The organism is Undibacterium sp. SXout7W, assembly GCF_049339385.1.
In the GTDB taxonomy this organism is placed as follows: domain Bacteria; phylum Pseudomonadota; class Gammaproteobacteria; order Burkholderiales; family Burkholderiaceae_D; genus Undibacterium.
The window spans coordinates 104,591-124,414 of record NZ_JBMPPF010000005.1; the positions used below are offsets into that span (position 1 = coordinate 104,591).

16 protein-coding genes are annotated in these 19,824 nt (G+C 46.2%); 14 read left to right on the forward strand and 2 right to left on the reverse strand.

The window, feature by feature from the left end:
• Genes ACO0LB_RS06985 through ACO0LB_RS07000 form a run of 4 tightly spaced genes read left to right on the forward strand, consistent with a single transcriptional unit; the run spans position 1 to position 4,403 of the window.
• Positions 1–1,449: a Wzz/FepE/Etk N-terminal domain-containing protein gene (locus tag ACO0LB_RS06985; RefSeq protein ID WP_423047853.1), complete on the forward strand. Its 1,449-nt coding sequence runs from the start codon at positions 1–3 to the stop codon at positions 1,447–1,449.
• Positions 1,436–2,401, forward strand: coding sequence for a polysaccharide biosynthesis tyrosine autokinase (locus tag ACO0LB_RS06990; protein ID WP_423047855.1), 966 nt, complete (start codon positions 1,436–1,438; stop codon positions 2,399–2,401). The genes ACO0LB_RS06985 and ACO0LB_RS06990 overlap by 14 nt, the downstream gene beginning before the upstream one ends.
• Positions 2,394–3,323 carry a glycosyltransferase gene (locus ACO0LB_RS06995; protein WP_423047856.1) on the forward strand — a complete coding sequence of 310 codons (930 nt, stop codon included), beginning with the start codon at positions 2,394–2,396 and terminating at the stop codon, positions 3,321–3,323. The genes ACO0LB_RS06990 and ACO0LB_RS06995 overlap by 8 nt, the downstream gene beginning before the upstream one ends.
• Before the next feature lie 30 nt (positions 3,324–3,353).
• Positions 3,354–4,403 carry an acyltransferase family protein gene (locus ACO0LB_RS07000; RefSeq protein ID WP_423047857.1) on the forward strand — a complete coding sequence of 350 codons (1,050 nt, stop codon included), beginning with the start codon at positions 3,354–3,356 and terminating at the stop codon, positions 4,401–4,403.
• Between the two features lie 40 nt (positions 4,404–4,443).
• Here ACO0LB_RS07000 and ACO0LB_RS07005 read toward each other — a convergent pair whose 3' ends face one another.
• A complete protein-coding gene (locus ACO0LB_RS07005) occupies positions 4,444–5,757 on the reverse strand; it encodes an O-antigen ligase family protein (RefSeq protein WP_423047859.1) in 1,314 nt (437 codons plus the stop codon).
• Positions 5,758–5,920: 163 nt separating this feature from the next.
• Here ACO0LB_RS07005 and ACO0LB_RS07010 point away from each other — a divergent pair, with 163 nt between their 5' ends.
• A complete protein-coding gene (locus ACO0LB_RS07010) occupies positions 5,921–8,218 on the forward strand; it encodes a hypothetical protein (protein WP_423047861.1) in 2,298 nt (765 codons plus the stop codon).
• A 529-nt stretch (positions 8,219–8,747) separates the two neighbouring features.
• On the forward strand, positions 8,748–10,040 hold the full coding sequence (aceA, locus tag ACO0LB_RS07015; protein WP_423047862.1) for an isocitrate lyase: 1,293 nt from the start codon (positions 8,748–8,750) through the stop codon (positions 10,038–10,040).
• A 212-nt stretch (positions 10,041–10,252) separates the two neighbouring features.
• On the opposite strand, the gene ACO0LB_RS07020 is transcribed toward aceA, so the two are convergent.
• Positions 10,253–11,047 carry a WecB/TagA/CpsF family glycosyltransferase gene (locus ACO0LB_RS07020; RefSeq protein ID WP_423047864.1) on the reverse strand — a complete coding sequence of 265 codons (795 nt, stop codon included), beginning with the start codon at positions 11,045–11,047 and terminating at the stop codon, positions 10,253–10,255.
• Positions 11,048–11,179: 132 nt separating this feature from the next.
• Here ACO0LB_RS07020 and ACO0LB_RS07025 point away from each other — a divergent pair, with 132 nt between their 5' ends.
• The 8 genes from ACO0LB_RS07025 to purF all read left to right on the forward strand — a co-directional run bounded on the left by ACO0LB_RS07025 (position 11,180) and on the right by purF (position 19,740).
• Positions 11,180–11,851 (forward strand): phosphoribosylanthranilate isomerase, encoded by a 672-nt coding sequence (locus tag ACO0LB_RS07025; RefSeq protein WP_423047866.1) that lies wholly within the window; start codon positions 11,180–11,182, stop codon positions 11,849–11,851.
• An 86-nt stretch (positions 11,852–11,937) separates the two neighbouring features.
• Positions 11,938–13,221 (forward strand): tryptophan synthase subunit beta, encoded by a 1,284-nt coding sequence (gene trpB / locus ACO0LB_RS07030; protein WP_423047868.1) that lies wholly within the window; start codon positions 11,938–11,940, stop codon positions 13,219–13,221.
• A 220-nt stretch (positions 13,222–13,441) separates the two neighbouring features.
• The gene (gene trpA / locus ACO0LB_RS07035) at positions 13,442–14,239 is read left to right on the forward strand and encodes a tryptophan synthase subunit alpha (RefSeq protein ID WP_423047870.1); all 798 of its coding nucleotides are present in this window, start codon (positions 13,442–13,444) and stop codon (positions 14,237–14,239) included.
• An 85-nt stretch (positions 14,240–14,324) separates the two neighbouring features.
• Positions 14,325–15,197 (forward strand): acetyl-CoA carboxylase, carboxyltransferase subunit beta, encoded by an 873-nt coding sequence (accD, locus tag ACO0LB_RS07040; RefSeq protein ID WP_423047873.1) that lies wholly within the window; start codon positions 14,325–14,327, stop codon positions 15,195–15,197.
• A gap of 57 nt (positions 15,198–15,254) precedes the next feature.
• On the forward strand, positions 15,255–16,544 hold the full coding sequence (gene folC, locus ACO0LB_RS07045) for a bifunctional tetrahydrofolate synthase/dihydrofolate synthase (RefSeq protein ID WP_423047874.1): 1,290 nt from the start codon (positions 15,255–15,257) through the stop codon (positions 16,542–16,544).
• Positions 16,545–16,607: 63 nt separating this feature from the next.
• Positions 16,608–17,696: an SPOR domain-containing protein gene (locus ACO0LB_RS07050; RefSeq protein ID WP_423047876.1), complete on the forward strand. Its 1,089-nt coding sequence runs from the start codon at positions 16,608–16,610 to the stop codon at positions 17,694–17,696.
• Positions 17,697–17,707: 11 nt separating this feature from the next.
• Positions 17,708–18,196 (forward strand): CvpA family protein, encoded by a 489-nt coding sequence (locus tag ACO0LB_RS07055; protein WP_423047878.1) that lies wholly within the window; start codon positions 17,708–17,710, stop codon positions 18,194–18,196.
• Between the two features lie 23 nt (positions 18,197–18,219).
• Positions 18,220–19,740 carry an amidophosphoribosyltransferase gene (purF, locus tag ACO0LB_RS07060; protein ID WP_423047880.1) on the forward strand — a complete coding sequence of 507 codons (1,521 nt, stop codon included), beginning with the start codon at positions 18,220–18,222 and terminating at the stop codon, positions 19,738–19,740.
• Positions 19,741–19,824: the final 84 nt, after the last annotated feature.

The window sequence follows — 19,824 nt, forward strand, 5'->3', positions numbered from 1 at the left end:
ATGAGAGCTTCTGCTGGTGAGTTAATACTCTCTTTTGTTCAGATCGGAGCGATGCTCCGCGCCCGGCGTACATTGATTATTCTGATTACTGTGTTGGCGACAGTATTTGCCGGGATTGCCAGCATGTTGTTACCCAAAACGTATGTGGCGGTTGCAGATATTTTCATTGATTATCGAATGAATGATCCGATTGGAGGACGGCAGTTTCACCCTTTGCAAGATGAAAGCTATTTGCAGACCCAATTTGATGTGATTCGTGGTGTTCAAGTGGCTGAACGTGTGGTCAGTGCATTGAATTTGCAGGAAACGCAGGAAGCAAAAAATCTCATTAAAAAATTTGGTGAGCAAAGAGGATTAAGAGTACTCGCTGAAATTATCGCGAAAAATGTTGAGGTCGCCCCACATAAGAATAGTCGCATTATTGGTATTGAGTATTCGTCCAGTAATCCCCAGCACGCAAAAGATGTAGTGAACGCAGTTGCTAAAGCTTATGTTGAATTGTCTTTGGAGATGATGAATGCTCCTGCAAGAGCAAGGCGTGATCAGTACAACGGACAACTTGAATCCATGAGTAAACAGATGGATGAGTTGCAGAAAAAACTGACTGCCTATCAGCAGGAATTTCAAATTGTCGATGTGGATGAGCGGGCTGATCGTGAATCAAAGCAAATGAATTTACTCAGCACACGTTTGACTGATATTCAATTGCAAAAAGTCGAAGCTCAGGCAAAGCGACAATCGCTGATGGGTTTGATCAAGCAAGGGAATCTTGATTCCGATATTCCTGAAATTGCGAATATCGGACATATATCGGGTTTGAAAGCTGCTTTGATTGCAAGTGATGCGCAGTTAGCGAGTGTTAAAACGACTTTGGGTAAAAGGCACCCAAAGTATATTGCAATTCAGGAAGAGCAGCAGGCGCTGAGCGACAAACTTGAAAAAGAATCTGCCACTGCATTGGAATCAATAAATTCAGTTGAATCACGGCTTTCTCAGCAAGAAAAAGCGATAGAGAATGAGTTGGCAATTTATCAGAAAAAAACGTTTGAAAATAAAAAACACAGAGATGTGATCAGTTCATACCAGAGGCAACTGGATAGTGTTCAGAAAATTTATAATGCGGCGATCCAGAAATTTGATGAATTGCTGATGACCAGCAATGTAGTCGTTTCGAATGCGACTGTCATGCAATGGGCTGAATTGCCCGAAAAGCATGCAAAGCCCTTACTGCGTACAAATCTTATTTTTGGATTGATCGCAGGCCTATCGTTTGGCTTCAGTGTTGCATTTTTATTAGAGCTCATGAACAGAAAAATACGTTGTCTTGAAGACCTTGAGCGTGAATTCGATGTCCCGGTGATGGCAAAAATTGGTTTTGTCGAGCAGAAGATGAAGCGTGAAATGAAAGCTGGGATGAAGCCAGGAAGGACCTCAAATGCCGGTTACTGACATATCTTCTCCTGACATGCTTAAGATTGGTCGTCTGGGCGAACTTTTTCTGCAAAAGGGTGTGTTGACGGTTCAGCAGATCGAAGAAATCGCCAGGGAACAAAAAGAGAAAAAACTTCGTTTTGGTGATGCAGCTCTCAGCCTTGGCTTGCTGAGCCAGGAGCAAATTGATCAGGCACTGGGTGAACAATTTGGTTATTCCAGTAAAAACCTGCTGAATGGTTATGCAGATTCTTCACTTAAATTTTTACATTTCCCTTTCTCCGTTGAAGCGGAGGAAATTCGTGGTTTGCGCAGCGAATTGCTGTTGAAATTTCATGACCAGGAAAAAATCAGGATTGCTATCATCAGTGCGGCACAAGGTGATGGCAAAAGTTATATGGCAGCAAGTCTGGCGATTGCTTTATCGCAAGTAGGAAAAAGAACCTTGTTGATTGATGCAGACTTGAGAGCAGGTGGTTTGCATCAATATTTTTCCCTTGGCGCTCCTGATGGATTGTCATCTGTGTTGGCGGGGCGTATTCCATTTTCAGATGCTTTGATTCAGCTGATGCCAAATTTATTTATCCTTCCAGCAGGGCCAAGACCTCCGAATCCTCTGGAAATTTTACGCGCACCTCGAATTGAACAGTTATTGTTGGCATGTTCGGAGCAGTTTGATGCTTTTGTGATTGACACGTATGCTGCTTCAGGTGCCTCTGATGCTCAGATGGTGGCGCATCAGATTGGAAATGCATTATTGATTGCAAAAAAAGACGCTACGCTGTTGGACGATGTCAAACAAACAAAAAGCGATATGCAGGCTGCTGGCGTCAATATCCTTGGGACAATTTTTAACGCATATGATGCTCGTAACGTGCCGGATGTCTCTCACCCATATGGTATGCCTGTTTGGTTAGCACGTTGGATATTGAAATTAACAGGCTCTTCCAAAAATAAATCCCATGTCTGATGTCAGTATTTGTATTTGTACTTTCAGACGTCCTGAATTACTGCGACGTTTGCTGATCGCAATTCATGCGCAAGAAGAGACTTCAATGTCGGTTCAGGTTGTGGTGATTGATAATGATCCACAACATTCTGCCGCACAGGTATTGTCGGACATGCAAACAATCTACGGCGATCGACTGACATTCGCCTCATTAGCTCAACCGAATATTTCGCTTGCACGTAATGCCGCGATTGGGTTGGCAACGGGTAAGTGGATTGTGATGGTGGATGACGACGAATATCCGCAGAGTGATTGGCTGAAACAGCTATTTCATCAGCAGCATAAACAAGCTGCTGATGTCGTATTTGCTCCTGTGTTGCCAGAGTATGCTGATAACACGCCTGCATGGATCAAGAAGGGAAAGTATTTCGATCGCAGACGCTTACCAAGTGGCACAACCATTGGTCACAAAGACGCGCGTAGTGGCAATGTGTTGGTTCGGCGCTCAGTGTTGGATAGCATTTTTTCTGGTGCTGAGGGGCCCTTTGATCCTGCCTATGGGCGTAGTGGTGGAGAAGATTCCATGTTGTTTCGTCAGATGGCAGCGAGTGGCGCAAAAATGATTTGGTGCGATGAAGCACCAGTCTATGAATATGTTCCTCTTGAACGTGCTACTGCATTCTGGTTGTTGCAGCGTTCGTTCAGAACGGGACAATTATTCATGCGAACGGAACTGGAGACATCTGATCCGGCTCATCGTCGCAGGCGTGCCTTATTTTTATCATTCAAGGCAATAGCGCAAATGGGCGTTGCGTTTATTCTGGCGCTGATATGTGTTCTCTTTTCTCCGTTAAAAGCTTTTCACTGGTTAAGAACATGCGTATCTCAGTTGGGGAAACTCAATCATTTTCGCGGTAAATTTCAAGAAGCATATGGTCTTTAACTCCTTAGATAACATGGTGTGGTCAACGGTATGAGTGTGACGTCTCAACAAAGAGTATTAGCTCTAGACGGGCTCAGAGCCGTGTCAATTCTGCTGGTGTTGTTCTCACATGCATGGCTTGGTCATATTATTCCAGGTGGCTTGGGTGTTACCATTTTTTTCTTTATCAGTGGCTTTATCATTACCCGTTTAATGATTGAGGAATGGGATTCCACCGGCACTATCAGTATTAAGAAATTTTATATCCGCCGCTTCTTTCGTTTAATGCCGGCATTGGTAGTTTTTGTTTTACTGTCACTGGCAGTCATGATGGTTGCTGGCGTTCAGTGGCGTTGGGTGGAATTGCTGTCGGTTTTTTTTTACTACGCCAATTATTACGGCATTTTTATTGGCTTTAGTGGTGATGCGCTACCACCTCCGTTATCTATTACGTGGTCGTTAGCTGTGGAGGAACATTTTTATATGCTCTTTCCATTTTTCTTTTTGACCGTGATCGCCATTCCCAAGAGATTTTTTCTTATTTCAATTTCTATCTTGCTGATAGCGCTGATGTGGCGTGTTTATCTGGCGTATGGCGTCGGTCTTGAGCATCTGCCACATTACCGAATTTACAAAGCAACGGATACCCGAGCGGACTCTATCGTCTATGGCGTATGTCTGTCATTTCTTCTTGCCAGAGTACCGGCTAGTTTTGCTTGGTTAAGCCAGAAAAGAACGGTGCTAACCGGAGTGGTATTGATGTTGTTCTCGCTTTTATACAGGAACGAAGAATTTCGTGAAACGTTCCGGTATTCAATTCAGGGCATTGCATTGACGTGTTTATTTTGTTATCTGGTATTGACGCCGACATTTGCAAGCCAGATACTGAGTCACCGTTTTTTTGTGTACATAGGTAAGATCAGTTATTCGCTTTATCTTTATCATTGGCTGGTATTTGGTGTGATCACGATGTGGTTGCCAGACTTGGGTTTATATTTCAGGATAGGATTGATGTTGTTTTTATCGTTTGTATTGGCGCACTTGTCGTATCGATTTGTTGAGCAGCCGATGCTGAAATTGGGTAGGCAATATTTACATTAATTGCGTGATCAGGCTGTTTCACTTATAGATGTAAAGTAATTCAGGTGATGTGAGGTGTGCTTAATCTTCGTGACGCCGACGTGACTGCCAGCAAAGAAAAAATAAAGAAAACATTCTGGAAGCCGAATCCCCTGAAAAGGCTGCTTTCAGTAAAGTTAGTGACGATAACAACCAATAACATCGCGGTCCAGAATGCCGCTTGAGGACGGTCTTTGTGCGATAAAAGGATCAGCTTTCTTGCTTGCGTTAAGAGCGTCAGGATACACAGCACCAACCCAATGATTCCTTGTTCATTGAGTATATCCAGATAACCGTTATGGGACTGTAATGGCACCCAGTTGAGGGCATCAATCACGAATTGAGAGAGGCTGTCGGGGCCAAGCCAGAATGCGCCGTAGCCAAGCCCGAATATCAGATGTTTATGTATTTCCAGTATGACCAGCTCCCAGATATCGGTACGTCCTGTCAGATCAGAACCTTTTCCAAAAATGCCTGCAATCGGTGACGATATTTCTGACCAGGTAGGAAAACGGGATTCTTGTACAAAGAAGATGTAAGTGGCGAGCAATATCAGGCAAAACAAACTGAGAAAGACGCGTGTGAACGAATAATCAGAATTCAAACGGCGCTTTCTGAGTAAATGAAATGTGCCGCTGGTGAAGATCGTGATGATCATACTGGTAGAACTTTTACTCATCACCAACATAAAAAAGCTGAACAGCATCGCAAAAAGCAGTAATTTAATGTTCACTTTTTCAATCTGTGCCTTTACTTGCCAAAGTAAAACGGACATTGCAGCTACTTGCCCTAACTCATTTTTTTGCGACAGCGCGCCACGCCATGCCCCACCTAACTGATAGTCAATCCCAACGCTGGGTACTGCTACCGACATAAACAGTGATAGCCCTAGTATGCACATCAGAGTATAGAGCAGATAATTCACCAGCAAATGTAAGGGTCTGTCCGCCATTTGTATGCTGAGACCGATCATCACAATGCCGTATAGTTGGATGGCTCGTTTGAACGTGACGCCTGGCAGCGGAGACCATACGCTGGACAACACACACCAAATTAAAATCAACGCCAGAAATGGGTTGATCCTTCTGACATCTGCCAGTGTAACGGGCAGATGTCGATACAAAATTATTCCTGCAACAAGAAAAAGACTCCCCCATTGCAACTTGGTGGTGAGCGATCCTTCCATTGTCAATGCCGATGTTCCTGTGTAATCCCAGGAAATTCCATATGGCAACAGTGAAAATACGACAAACAATACAACCATTATTTTGACAATGGTTGTCTCAAATGGTGATAGTGAGGAAATAGTTTCTGCAGGCAGAGAAGAATTTTGCATTCGTGATACAGGTGTCATTTGTTTGTGCGATATTCTAATGTCTTGATGCACTGTTTCCACTGAACTTATGAAGTATTTTCTGCACACACCATTTTCCGGCATGAGAGCTGTTTTTGTTTGCCTTGTCGCATTTTTCATATGTCCCGCATTCGCTGCGGACAATATGTCCTGGTACCCTTTTAATATCAACGAAGATGGTGTCAGCGGTGTTGCTGATTTCAGTGGTATGAATCGTGCAATTACACCGGCGGACAGATTGTTTGTGCGGAATGCACATTTTTATCGAGTCGGAAATGATGGTAAAGCCAACACCAAAGACGACAAGCGTGTGCGCATATTTGGTATCAGTTTAAGCAGTGCTGCAAACTTTCCAAAAGAAGAAGACGCCCCAAAAATAGCAAAACGTTTACGAAAAATGGGATTCAATGCAGTTCGCCTACATCACCTTGACACCATATTAAGCGACAGCGACGAGCATCCTCGCGGCATCCTCACTTCTGCGGCATTTCCCAGTTTTAATGCAACAGCGTTACAGCGACTCCGCGTACTGATTGGAGCGCTGAAAGAAGAGGGGCTGTACGTCAACCTGAATTTACATGTCGGCTATACTTTTCGTCCCGCAGTTGATCAGATCACCCCTTTAATCGCTGGTGGGCAAATACCATTCGCAAGCCATCCCTTGCATTTATTTGAACCTCGCATGATTGCGCTGCAGGTCGAGTATGCACAGCAATTAATCAGGCGCCTGGATTTGGGGAATAACCCCGCTCTGGCTATGATAGAAATTAATAACGAATCCTCGATGGTTGGTGCATGGCAGCGCGGCGATCTCGATCAGCTCAATGGAGAATATGAGCGCTTGCTGCAGTTACAGTGGCAGCGCTGGATTTTGCATCGGTATGGCAGTCTGGAGAAGGCATGTGCCGAATGGAATAGCTGTTCAATGCCCAAGCGCGGCGGTGTACTGGTGCAATCAGCCGAATCACGCGTGCTGGAGTTTGGTGAAGGATGGATCGCCGGTGTGCAGCAATATGCAAGGCGCATCATGACTAAACTGGATATGAGTATTTCGTCTGTTTTGCAGCAGCAATTCCACCCGCACCAGCATGGCGCGGGAAAGCGTGTGCTGGATTATGTACAGTTCTTAACCGAAACGGATAAGCAATATCTTGAGATTTTGCGTAAAGCAATTCGCACCGAAGTAGGTGATCTGGTTCCGCTGACTGGAACGCAAATGTATTTTGGTGGCGTTGTAAATTCAGATGCGCAACAACATATGGATTATGCGGATGAGCATTTTTATGTCGATCACTACGATTTTCCAAGGCAGGCATGGGATAGAAATGACTGGCGTATCCGAAATCACTCTGCGCTCAGGCAAGGTTGGAGTTCTCTATTGCAGCGAGCGCTCTATCGGGATCTGAATAAACCATTTGTCGTCAGCGAATTTAATCAGGCTTATCCAAATCAACAAAGTGCCGAAATCATGCCAGTTCTTGCCGCGATTGCCAGTGCGCAGGATTGGGATGGGCTGTTTTTCTTTCAGTATGTTGACGGAGATAGTTGGGCCGCATTACCAGATAGTTTTGGGTTAAGTGGACACTGGGGTCAATGGGTGACGACGGGAATTTCTGCCGCCATGTTCAGACAATTCCATATCAGTCCCTTATCAGCACAATTACCCATCGGACTCACTGCAGATACGCGACAGATGCTCGGTGCATTGCGCGACGGGGTTGCTGGTATCGGTTTGCCAGAATACGCAGCGAATTGTACGGGTGTTGATATAAAACAGATTTTTAGTTATCGCACCGGGTTTATCCACAAAAACGATATGCTCAACAAGCCATGCCGACAGGCAGAAGCCGATGCTGCCAACGCAAATTCAGTATGGAATGCGTCTGGCAATCAGTTGGCGTACGACAGCGCTGGTCCGTGGCTAAAGGCGGATACTATCTACAGCAGGATGTTTGCTGGGCACCGGACGGATGCTGGTATTAACAGTGCATTGCCAGGTCTGATGCCAGAATTTTCCAGGCAAACCAGACAATTGGCGACTGTGCTGCTGACGAGTCGCGATGGTTTGCCTGCATCAACGTCCAAGCGCTTATTGTTGATCGTGACTGGTGCTACCGTTGGCACCCAACCAAACGAATCACCACAACGTCCAAAGCGCTTGCAGCAATATCCTTCTGAGCGTGCCTGGTGGACGCTGGAGCCAGATACCCCTAATGCGACAAAGCCGTCCGGGGCACGGGATGCGCAGGCACCAGTCTGGCTGGAGAGCATTGATATGACATTCTTTCATCCATCGACCGCACATCGCTTGCAAATTTTTCCTTTGGATGGAAATGGACAGCGCATGCAACAAGTTGACCCTGCATTGATTCGCAAGGGAGTGGGGGGCTTCATTATTCATTTGCACCATTCTTCACCATGGTTTGAAATGGTCATCAATTGAATTGCGGTGAATGCTGAATAAGTGCTGAATGAATGCTGAATAAGCAAGTCGTTCGCCGCCGTATTTCTCTATTCATTATGTCGGTGCAGGCTGCGCCCAGAGGAGCGAGGTCTTTTTTCGTCCATTTGCTATCCATTTATGGTCTATTTTTGCGCTAATTTTAGTCGCGTCGCTTTGATTGTTCGTGTGCCAAGAGGACGTCCTGCACCGTCTCAACCATTGACTTGAACGAATGATTTTTAGCAAGTCTGGCCTGTTTAACGTCTTTGAGTTTTTAAAAAAATCCGTGTATTTATCATGATGGCGTTATTTTTTATAATGCGAAATCAATGGTTGTAGTGCACAAAATATTTTTATCATGCTAAGAAAAATTATTTCGTATCGCAAAAAATAATGATTAAGTATTTGAATTTAATATAAAAAATATTTGTCATATGTCTTATATAAGACATTGTTGCTGTGCAAAAAATCTCCTATGATTGATCTCAAAAGAACTTTACTTTATTTGATTTGACCACAGGGGAATAGCATGATCACACGCGCGCAACAGGTAGCTGAATTGCAAAAAGACTGGGATACCAATCCACGCTGGAAGGGGATCAGGCGCAATTACACAGCCGAAGATGTTATTCGTTTACGTGGTTCTGTTCAGGTGGAGCATACCCTCGCCAAAAATGGTGCGATCAAGCTATGGAATCTGGTGAATAACGAGCCGTTTATCAATGCATTGGGTGCGTTGACTGGTAATCAGGCAATGCAGCAGGTGAAAGCTGGTCTGAAGGCGATTTACCTGTCTGGCTGGCAAGTCGCCGGCGATGCCAATGTCGCAGGTGAAATGTATCCAGATCAATCGTTGTATCCGGCTAATTCTGTGCCGCTGGTTGTGAAACGTATTAATAACACATTGACCCGTGCTGACCAGATCCAGTGGTCTGAAGGTAAAGACGATATTGATTTTTTTGCGCCTATTGTTGCCGATGCAGAAGCAGGTTTTGGTGGTGTTTTGAACGCATTTGAGCTGATGAAAGCGATGATCGAAGCCGGTGCATCCGGAGTTCACTTTGAAGATCAGCTTGCCTCTGTCAAAAAATGCGGTCACATGGGCGGTAAAGTGTTGGTGCCTACTCGTGAGGCAGTTGAAAAGCTGAATGCAGCACGTCTGGCGGCCGATATTATGGGTACTCCGACTGTGATACTGGCACGTACTGATGCGGAAGCAGCGGATTTACTGACATCTGATGTTGATACAAACGACAAGCCATTTTGTACGGGTGAGCGCACGGTTGAAGGTTTCTATAAAACCAAACCAGGTTTAGAGCAGGCTATTTCCCGTGGTCTTGCGTATGCGGAATATGCAGACCTGATTTGGTGTGAAACTGGTAAGCCTGATCTGGAATTTGCCCGCGCCTTTGCCGACGCAATTCATGCCAAATTCCCGGGGAAATTGCTGTCCTATAATTGTTCTCCTTCGTTTAACTGGAAGAAAAATCTGGATGACATCACGATTGCTAAATTTCAAAAAGAACTTGGTGCCATGGGTTATAAATTCCAGTTCATCACATTGGCAGGCTTTCATGCGCTGAACTACGGTATGTTTAATCTCGCGTATGGATATGCGCGTCGCCAGATGTCAGCATTTGTTGAGTTGCAGGAGGCAGAATTTGCTGCAGCGGAAAAAGGCTTTACCGCTGTAAAACATCAGCGCGAAGTCGGTACTGGGTACTTTGACGCAGTGACTCAGACCATTCAGCAAGGGCAGTCTTCAACAACAGCATTGCATGGGTCAACAGAAGATGAGCAATTCTTTGAAGTGCAGTATTGATGGATGTTGTTTGTTGTTTGTTGTTTGTTGTTTGTTGAATGTGCAAACTAATCAGCAGATTCAAACTTTCATGCTTCCCCGGATGCAAATATTTTGATGCGTATTGCCGGAGAGTTGTTGTCAGGTCTCGTTGATGTGCATCGATATCGGCGCGTTGAATCGGTAAATTGATCAACGCGTTGACGTGTTTCAACGTGTTTCAGTGCATATTTTTATGGTCGATGACTTTTTTGTATTTGATATTCTTTTTTGAGTAAGCTCAGAAATTTCCATCCCTGCGTTGTATAGCGTTGCCATAGTCTGCGAGGCTCAGTCGCTAGTCGCCAAGACCACTCCATTCCAATTTTTTGCATCCAGAGAGGGGCGCGTTTTTTTTGCCCCAGTGCAAATTCCATTGCAGCACCAACACATAAAATCAATGGCACATTATTGGTGGCAAATTGCTCCCGATATTTGAATGCAAATTTTTCTTGTTTGGGCATGCCAAGGCAAACAAATAAAATATTCGGCTGCGCATCTTGTATCTGACGTATTGCTTCATCGCTTTCTGCCCCTTCCGTATCAAATTGCATTGAGGGGCAAAAAATACTGACTTTTAAGCGTGGGTAGGTAATGGCAAAGGCATCCCGGAGCATTTGTTCCTGGCCGGGTTGTCCGCCAAGAATGAAAATCGACATTTGCTGTTCTACGCAGCCGAGGCACAGAGATACAAATAAGTCTGCACCAGTGACTCGCTCTGGAAGCGGTGATGGCGTCATTTTGCTCGCCCAGACGATTGGCATACCATCGGCAAAAATATAGTCCGAAGTAATATAGCGTTGTTTGAATTCAGGCTGCTGATTCAGTTTGACAACATGATCAACGTTGGGTGTGACAACAATTCTGCTCGGATGGTTGCGTTCGGAGGCGACTTTGAGTAATTCCTGATTGGCGGTATGAAAATCCAGGCATTGAATGGGGAGTCCGAAAAGGTGAACGGCGTCGGTATGTGATGCAGCGGTTGTCATTAGATGTCAGAAAGAGTCGTTTTATCGATTATCGCAGAACTATCTTCGCTTGCACCCAGATAAACATCGATAAACATGAAAAGCGCTGATGCGAGAGTAAAATAATAAAACGATGATTAAATGGCTTAGCAAATGCTTTCAAGAACGAGAATCAAAATATGCGGTTTAACCCGACGCGAAGACGTGCAGTGCGTTGTCAATGCAGGAGCGGATGCGCTGGGTTTTGTATTTTATCCGCCGAGTCCACGGTATATTTTGCCTGAGGACGCAGGGCAATTAATACAGATGCTTCCTCCGTTTGTTGTTTCCGTAGGCTTGTTTGTGAATGTGAATGAGCAAGAGTTGAAGTCAGTGATAAATCAGGCACCGGTGCAGTTGCTACAATTTCATGGCGATGAGACGCCAGAGCAGTGTAGCCACCTGGCGGCAAGTGTGAATCGTCCATTTATTCGTGCTTTTCGCGTCAAGCCGGACACAAGTGCCGATGATTTGTTAGAATGTGAGCGAACATATCGTAACGCAAGTCCTTTGTTTAACGGTTTATTGCTGGATACCTTTGTTGATGGTTTCGGCGGTAGTGGAAAGGTTTTTGATTGGTCTCTCATCCCAAAAGAGCTCGCGCCTCGGGTCGTTTTAAGTGGTGGCTTGAGCGTACACAACGCGACTGGCGCCGTGAGCCAGGTGCGTCCGTTTGCCGTTGACATCAGTAGTGGTGTTGAATTGGCAAAGGGTATTAAAGATGAAGTCAAAGTACACGCATTTATTGCCGCTGTACGTGAGGCTGACAATCAAACCGCCATGTAATCAGCCATTGCTGATCGGCGTTAAATACACACACGGTATTTCGGGGCCAGGAACAGGTCTGAAAAATACCGTCGTAAAGGAATAATATGAAAGAACTTCGCGCAATGAATGCTCAATCTGAGCATCAATCTGTATCGTCAAAATCAGCATCTCAGCAAGCCATTTATCAGTCTGCGGAATATCATTTACCTGACGCGAAAGGCCATTTCGGCCCTTACGGCGGCACATTCGTGTCTGAGACGTTGACACATGCATTGACTGAACTCAAGCAGGCTTATGCTAAATATCAGCATGATCCTTTGTTTTTGCAAGAATTTCGTCATGAATTGAAGTATTTTGTCGGCCGCCCATCTCCTGTTTATCACGCTAAACGCTGGTCTGAAATCATGGGCGGCGCACAAATCTATTTTAAACGCGAAGACCTGAATCACACCGGCGCACACAAAATCAATAACGTGATTGGTCAGGCGTTGTTGGCTAAGCGTATGGGTAAGCCTCGCGTGATCGCTGAAACAGGAGCGGGACAGCATGGCGTAGCGACGGCAACTATCTGTGCTCGTTTTGGGCTGGAGTGCGTGATTTACATGGGCTCTGAGGATGTCAAACGACAGGCGCAAAACGTGTACCGTATGAAACTGCTGGGTGCGACGGTCGTTCCTGTTGAGTCCGGCTCTAAAACCCTGAAAGACGCACTGAACGAGGCGATGCGTGACTGGGTGGCTAATGTCGATAATACCTTTTACATCATTGGCACTGTCGCTGGCCCACATCCTTATCCTATGATGGTGCGTGATTTTCAGTCGGTGATTGGTGAGGAATGTTTGTGGCAGATGCCCGAGCTGACGGGGCGTCAGCCTGATTATGTCGTCGCTTGCGTGGGTGGCGGTTCTAATGCCATGGGGATTTTTTATCCTTATATTGATCAAAAACAGGTGAAGCTGATTGGTGTCGAGGCGGCTGGTGAAGGTGTTGAAACAGGGAAACACTCTGCTTCGCTGACGCTGGGTTCGCCGGGGGTATTGCACGGTAATCGTACGTATTTACTGCAAGACGCCAATGGTCAGGTGATAGAGACGCACTCGGTTTCTGCTGGTTTGGATTATCCTGGAGTAGGTCCGGAGCACGCATGGTTAAAAGACAGTGGTCGTGCTCAATATGTGACGATTACAGATGATGAGGCGCTCAAGGCATTTCACGACTGCTGCCGTATTGAAGGGATTATTCCAGCATTGGAATCCAGTCATGCCCTGGCTTATGCGACAAAGCTGGCTGCGACCTTGCCTAAAGACAGTATTGTGTTGGCGAATCTGTCTGGTCGCGGCGATAAGGATATGCATACTGTCGCTGAACGTGCAGGCTTGAACTTTTAAGTCAGTTGCCATGTAGTTGTATTGGTTTTGCCTGTTAGATTGATATACTCCCCACTGTTTTCGATAAAAACCTTCTGTTGTCCGCATGATTACAGATGGAAATAATGATACTGAGGGGAGTATATTTTTGGCGAAATTGATGCTTGTGTAGACGATTCGTTGTCCAGCATGTGCAGACTGGATACCCCTGTTTGGTATTGGTACCTTATTCATTCAAATTATGTCAAAAATTCAAAAAACGATGGCCGCACTTGCTGCCAGTCAAAAAAAAGGCCTGATCCCCTTTATCACAGCCGGTGATCCGGCACCTGAGCTGACGGTGCCGCTGATGCATGCCTTGGTTGAGGGGGGGGCTGATATTATCGAGCTTGGCGTTCCTTTTTCTGATCCCATGGCTGACGGTCCAGTGATTCAACGCGCTTCTGAGCGAGCTTTGCAATTTGGAGTTGGCTTGCATGATGTATTACAATTCGTTCGCGAATTCCGGCAAACGAATCAGAATACGCCCGTAGTGCTGATGGGGTATGCTAACCCGATTGAGCGTATGGGACAGGATGCATTCATTGCCCAGGCTTCGGATGCGGGCGTGGATGGCGTGTTGGTCGTTGATTATCCGCCTGAAGAATGTGAAGAGTTTGCGAAAAATATGCAGCAGAACGGCATGGATACCATTTTCTTGCTGGCACCGACCTCAACGGACGAACGCATTGAACAAGTGGGCAAAATCGCCAGTGGATATGTGTACTATGTATCGCTGAAAGGTGTTACTGGTTCGGGTAATCTCGATCTGAATGCTGTCGCGGAGATGATTCCACGGATTAAAAAGCATGTAAACGTGCCGGTTGGCGTTGGCTTTGGAATACGTGATGGTGCCACGGCTCGCGCGATTGCCAGTGTCTCAGATGCCGTGGTGATTGGTTCCCGTATCATTCAAGAATTGGAAAATACACCGCGTGAAAATGCGGTTGCTGCAGTAAGGGATTTTATTTCTGGTGTCAGACAGGCGCTGGACGAGTAAAATACGCATCAAATTGGTTTTTTCATCAGATTAAACCATACGCTGTAGTGCCAAACAGGCGCTACAGCCGCTAAGAGGAGAAAACATGAGTTGGTTAGAAAAGCTGTTACCACCGCGCATACAACGCTCGGAATCTGCAAACCGCAAGTCCATTCCCGAAGGTCTTTGGGTTAAATGTCCGTCATGCGAAGCGGTTCTCTACAGATCTGATCTGGAAGCCAATATTCATGTTTGTCCGAAATGCAGCCATCATTTGCGTATCAGTGCCCGAGAAAGGCTTGATGCACTGCTTGACGCCGGTGGCCGCTATGAAATCGGTCAGGAAGTCCTGCCCGTCGATACGCTCAAATTTAAAGACAGTAAAAAGTACCCCGATCGCCTGAAAGGTGCTCTCGAAACAACCGGCGAAACGGATGCTATGGTTGTGATGGGTGGTTCTATCATGACGGTTCCGGTCGTTGCCGCCTGCTTCGAATTCGAATTCATGGGCGGTTCCATGGGCTCTGTCGTTGGTGAGCGGTTTGTGCGCGGTGCTCAGGCAGCATTGGAGCAAAAAGTACCATTCATTTGCTTTACGGCAACGGGTGGGGCGCGTATGCAAGAGGGCTTGCTGTCTTTGATGCAAATGGCAAAGACGACAGCGATGCTGACGAAGTTGTCTGAGAAGCGTTTGCCATTCATTTCTGTCTTAACCGACCCAACTATGGGTGGCGTATCGGCATCCTTTGCTTTTCTGGGTGACGTTGTCATTGCAGAACCAAAAGCGCTGATTGGTTTTGCTGGTCCGCGTGTTATCGAAAATACCGTACGTGAAAAACTGCCAGAAGGCTTTCAGCGCGCAGAATTCCTGGTGCAAAAAGGTGCTGTTGACATGATCGTTGACCGTCGCAAGATGCGTGAAGAAATTGCCCGCTTGCTGGCATTGTTACAAAACCAGCCTGCTGAAGCAGTTTCCTGATTTCTCCTTTTTATTAAGATAAGCCCGAAGCGTTGCTGTTCGGGCTTTTTTTATCCTATGCAAAAATTACCTGCTAGTTTGCCAGAATGGCTGTCGTTGCTTGAAACCCGCCATTCCAAAGAAATTGATATGGGGCTCGATCGCGTCGCTGCGGTCAAGCAGCGCCTTGATATCCAGTACGCTTGTCCCGTGATTATGGTGGCCGGCACCAACGGCAAGGGATCGACTTGTGCGATGCTGGAGGCGGTGTTGTTACAAGCAGGTTATCGTGTTGGCTTATACAGCAAACCACATTTTCTCGATTTTAACGAGCGTGCGCGAATCAACGGCGAAAATGTCAACGATGAACAATTCATTCAGGTATTTGCTGAAGTAGAAACGAAGCGCGAAGATATTTCACTTACTTATTTTGAGTTCACCACGCTGGCCATTTGCAAATTGCTGGCCGATGCCAAGCTCGATGTGGTGATTCTTGAAGTCGGTCTGGGCGGACGTCTGGATGCTGTGAATGTGATTGATGCTGACGTGTCGATCGTGACCAGTGTCGATATTGACCATACAGATTATCTTGGCGATACCCGCGAAAAAATCGGCTTTGAAAAGGCGGGTATTTTCCGTGCCGGAAAAGCGGCCATCTGTAGTGATCCGGTTCCGCCACAATCTCTGATCGATCACGCTCATGCGATAGGCGCAGATTTGTGGCTATTTGGTCGTGATTTTAATTATAACGGTGATAAACAACAGTGGAATTTTGGCGGACGTAGCCAACGTCGGAATTCGCTGGGCTATCCAAGCTTGCGTGGAGCCAATCAGTTGTTGAATGCTTCCGCAGTGCTTGCTGCTCTTGAAGTATTGCGACACGAGTTGCCCGTTGGGGCGCAGGAAGTCAGGACTGGCTTGGTCATGGTAGATTTGCCAGGACGTTTTCAGGTGATGCCCGGACGCCCGGCGGTGGTGCTGGATGTAGCGCATAATCCGCATGCAGCAGCGACTTTGTCACAAAATCTGGATAACATGGGTTTTCACGCATACACCTACGCCGTCTTTGGTTCCATGCTGGATAAAGATATTGACGGTGTGATTGCTCAACTCAAAGATAAAATCGATCATTGGTGCGTCACGGGATTACCCTTGCCACGTGCTGCCACTGCCTTACAGTTGAAGGAAAAATTGGTGCAGGCAGAAGTGTTAAAAGATCCCGAGCGGAGTATTCAGGAATTTGATACGCCGGAAGCGGCTTATGCTTACGCCATCGGCAAAGCGGGCGAAAATGATAGAATAGTGGTCTTTGGTTCTTTCCTGACTGTTGCCGGAGTGATGCGCGCCAGAAGGTCTGCACTGCATTGATGTGATTTTGCGTACGCTGCTCCGGAACTCGGGGTAAGACGCTAACCAACCAGATATTTGCACATGGGTTTGCTCTCGCGCTTTAAAAAGAAGCAAGAAACGTCCGATCACCAGGATAGTGGTGTATTTCGTTCTCGCGCTGAAGAGGACAGTCTTCAGTCGCGTACCAGAACTAAAAAAGCCGAACCAAGTCGTAAGAACAAGGCGAATGACCCGATTTTGCCTGAAAAAAAACGTGCAAGAAGACGCCTGATTGGTGCAGTTGCGCTCGCATTGGCTGCTATTGTCGGATTACCCATGGTGCTGGATTCTGAGCCGAAACAACTGGCTGATGATATTAATATCAAAATTCCATCCAAAGATAAGTCGTCTGAGCTTGCTGCGCAACAACAACCCGAGGCACCATTGCCACGTAAAAACATCGCCAGCGACAATGAGCCGGTAGAGGAAATTATTGAGCCTGCACCAGAGCCGACTCGCAAGCCGACTTTTTCAGAAATTCCGGCTAATCAGCCAAAAACAGCTGCGCCTGTGAAAAACGTCGATCCGCTGACTGTTGTAAATTTGCAAGAAAAACAACCGAAACCAGAGCAGAAGAGTGATTCTAAGCCGGTCATCAAGCCAGAAGCCAAGACAGAGAAGGCGGATTCAAAATCAGAATTAAAAGTTGAGTCTAAAACGGAGTCTAAAACTGACATAAAACACGAGGCCAAACAGGACTCTAAGCCAGCGAAACCTGTCGAAAAAGATACCGCAGCAGTTAAGAGCGAGCATAAATCTGAAGCAAAATCGGAATCCAGGCCAGAACCAGCCAAGCCAGCGAAAGCCGTTACATCAGATGATGATGCCGCTCGTGCTTTGGCGATTCTCGAAGGAAAAGCGCCGCCAAAACCTTTGGTGGCCAAGCCTGAGAATACTGAAAAATCATCGTATATTGTTCAGGCGGGTGCTTTTTCGACACAGTCTAAAGTAGATGAAATTCAATCGAAATTAAACGCTGCCAATATTCGTTCTTATACACAAAAAATTGTGACCAGCTCAGGTGAAATTACGCGTATCCGTATCGGCCCGTTTGCATCGAAAGAAGAGGCGGAAAAAATGCGGGCTAAATTAAGCAAACTTGGTATGAATGCCAGCTTGCCACCTAACTGACTGGATGTGTCATGACATTGTTTGATTATGTCGTGTTGTTGATATTAATTTGCTCGATCGTCATCAGTACGATGCGCGGGTTGATCAAAGAAATTTTGTCTTTAATCAGTTGGGTCGTCGCGTTTGTTGTCGCCAATGCTTATAGCGAGTTGCTGGCGACATGGATGCCAGCCTTGATTCCAGGTCAGATTTTGCGCCTCATTGTTGCTTTTATGGCGTTATTTATTGGGGTACGTTTACTCATGGCGCTTGTAATGATGGCGGTTGATGCCATTATCAAGGCAAGCGGTTTAAGTCTGGCTGATCGTGGTCTGGGCGGCTTATTTGGTTTGGCGCGTGGTTGTGTGTTGGTATTGGCTGCCGTGCTGGTGTGTGGCATGACATCGATTCCCAGGCAGTCATTCTGGAAAGATGCCTTACTCAGCCCCCTTGCGGAAACTGCAGCGCAGACTGTTATTCCATTTTTGCCGGCATCTATTTCCGGCCATGTACATTTTTAATTGCTTTTTTTTAGGAGTCCACCATGTGTGGCATCGTAGGTGTAGTTTCAAATAATCCCGTTAACCAACTGATTTATGACGCCTTGCTGTTGCTCCAGCATCGAGGTCAGGATGCCGCAGGTATTGCGACCAGTCATGGTAATAAATTTGCTATGCACAAAGCGAATGGCCTGGTACGTGATGTGTTCAGAACACGTAATATGCGCTCGTTACCGGGAAATGTGGGTATCGGTCAGGTACGTTATCCTACCGCCGGATCGACCAGTGAAGAAGAGGCTCAACCTTTTTACGTCAATGCACCATTTGGTATCGTATTGGCACATAACGGCAATCTGACAAACGCTGTTGAATTAAAAATTGAGTTATTCAAGAACGATCGTCGTCATCTGAATACAGATTCAGACTCAGAAGTATTGTTGAATATTCTGGCGCATCAGATTCAGGAAGTAACGAGTGGCTATTCATTAGATCCTGCCGCAGTATTTCGTGCGGTAGCGATGTTACATCGCCGTGTGCGGGGCTCGTATGCAGTAGTGGCGCAGATTGCTGGGTACGGATTGCTCGCGTTCCGTGATCCATACGGTATTCGTCCTTTGTGCATTGGCATATCAGAAAATGAGAGCGGTACCGAATATATGATCGCCAGCGAATCTGTCGCGCTGGAAGGATTAGGTTTCCGCTTCATGCGTGATGTTGAGCCGGGTGAAGCATTGTTTATTGATCTTGATGGTCAATTGCATACTGAGCAATGCGCAGATAATCCAAGTCTTAATCCATGTGCATTTGAATATGTTTATCTGGCACGTCCAGATTCCATCATTGACGGCGCCTCTGTCTATTTGACACGTCTGAAAATGGGTGAATATCTGGCGGAAAAAGTGCGTAGCCAATTCAGCAGTGGTGATATCGATGTGGTGATGCCAATTCCTGATTCATCTCGTCCTTCAGCAATGGAGCTGGCTCTGAAGTTGAATCTGGATTACCGCGAAGGCTTTATTAAAAACCGTTATATCGGCCGTACGTTTATGATGCCGGGGCAAGCCATCCGTAAAAAATCAGTACGTCAGAAGTTGAACGCGATTGGTTCGGAATTTAAGGGTAAAAGTGTCTTGTTGGTGGATGACTCTATTGTTCGCGGTACAACCAGCCGCGAAATTGTTCAAATGGCACGTGAGTCTGGCGCTAAACGCGTGATCTTTGCCTCTGCAGCACCACCGGTACAATTCCCGAATGTCTACGGTATTGATATGCCAACCCGTAGTGAGTTAATTGCCTATGGTCGCTCGGAAGAAGAAGTATGTCGCGAGATTACTGCTGATGCGCTCGTCTATCAGGATGTCGCAGCGATGAAGCGTTCTATTTCTGACGTGAATCCGCGTTTGAAAAATATCGAGGCATCCTGCTTTGATGGTTTTTACGTGACCGGCGATGTTACTTCCGCCTACCTCGATAAGCTGGAAGCCGCTCGCAATAGCCCAAGACCAGATACCGAAGACATCTTGCGCTCACAGTTGAATTTGAATCTGGCTGCGAGAGCGGATTAAGTTGATCTGAATTCGGTCTTGGTCAGAATCAAGTCTGGATCGTTTTCTGAATACAAACCTGCCTTGGTTATTTTCGGCAGGTTT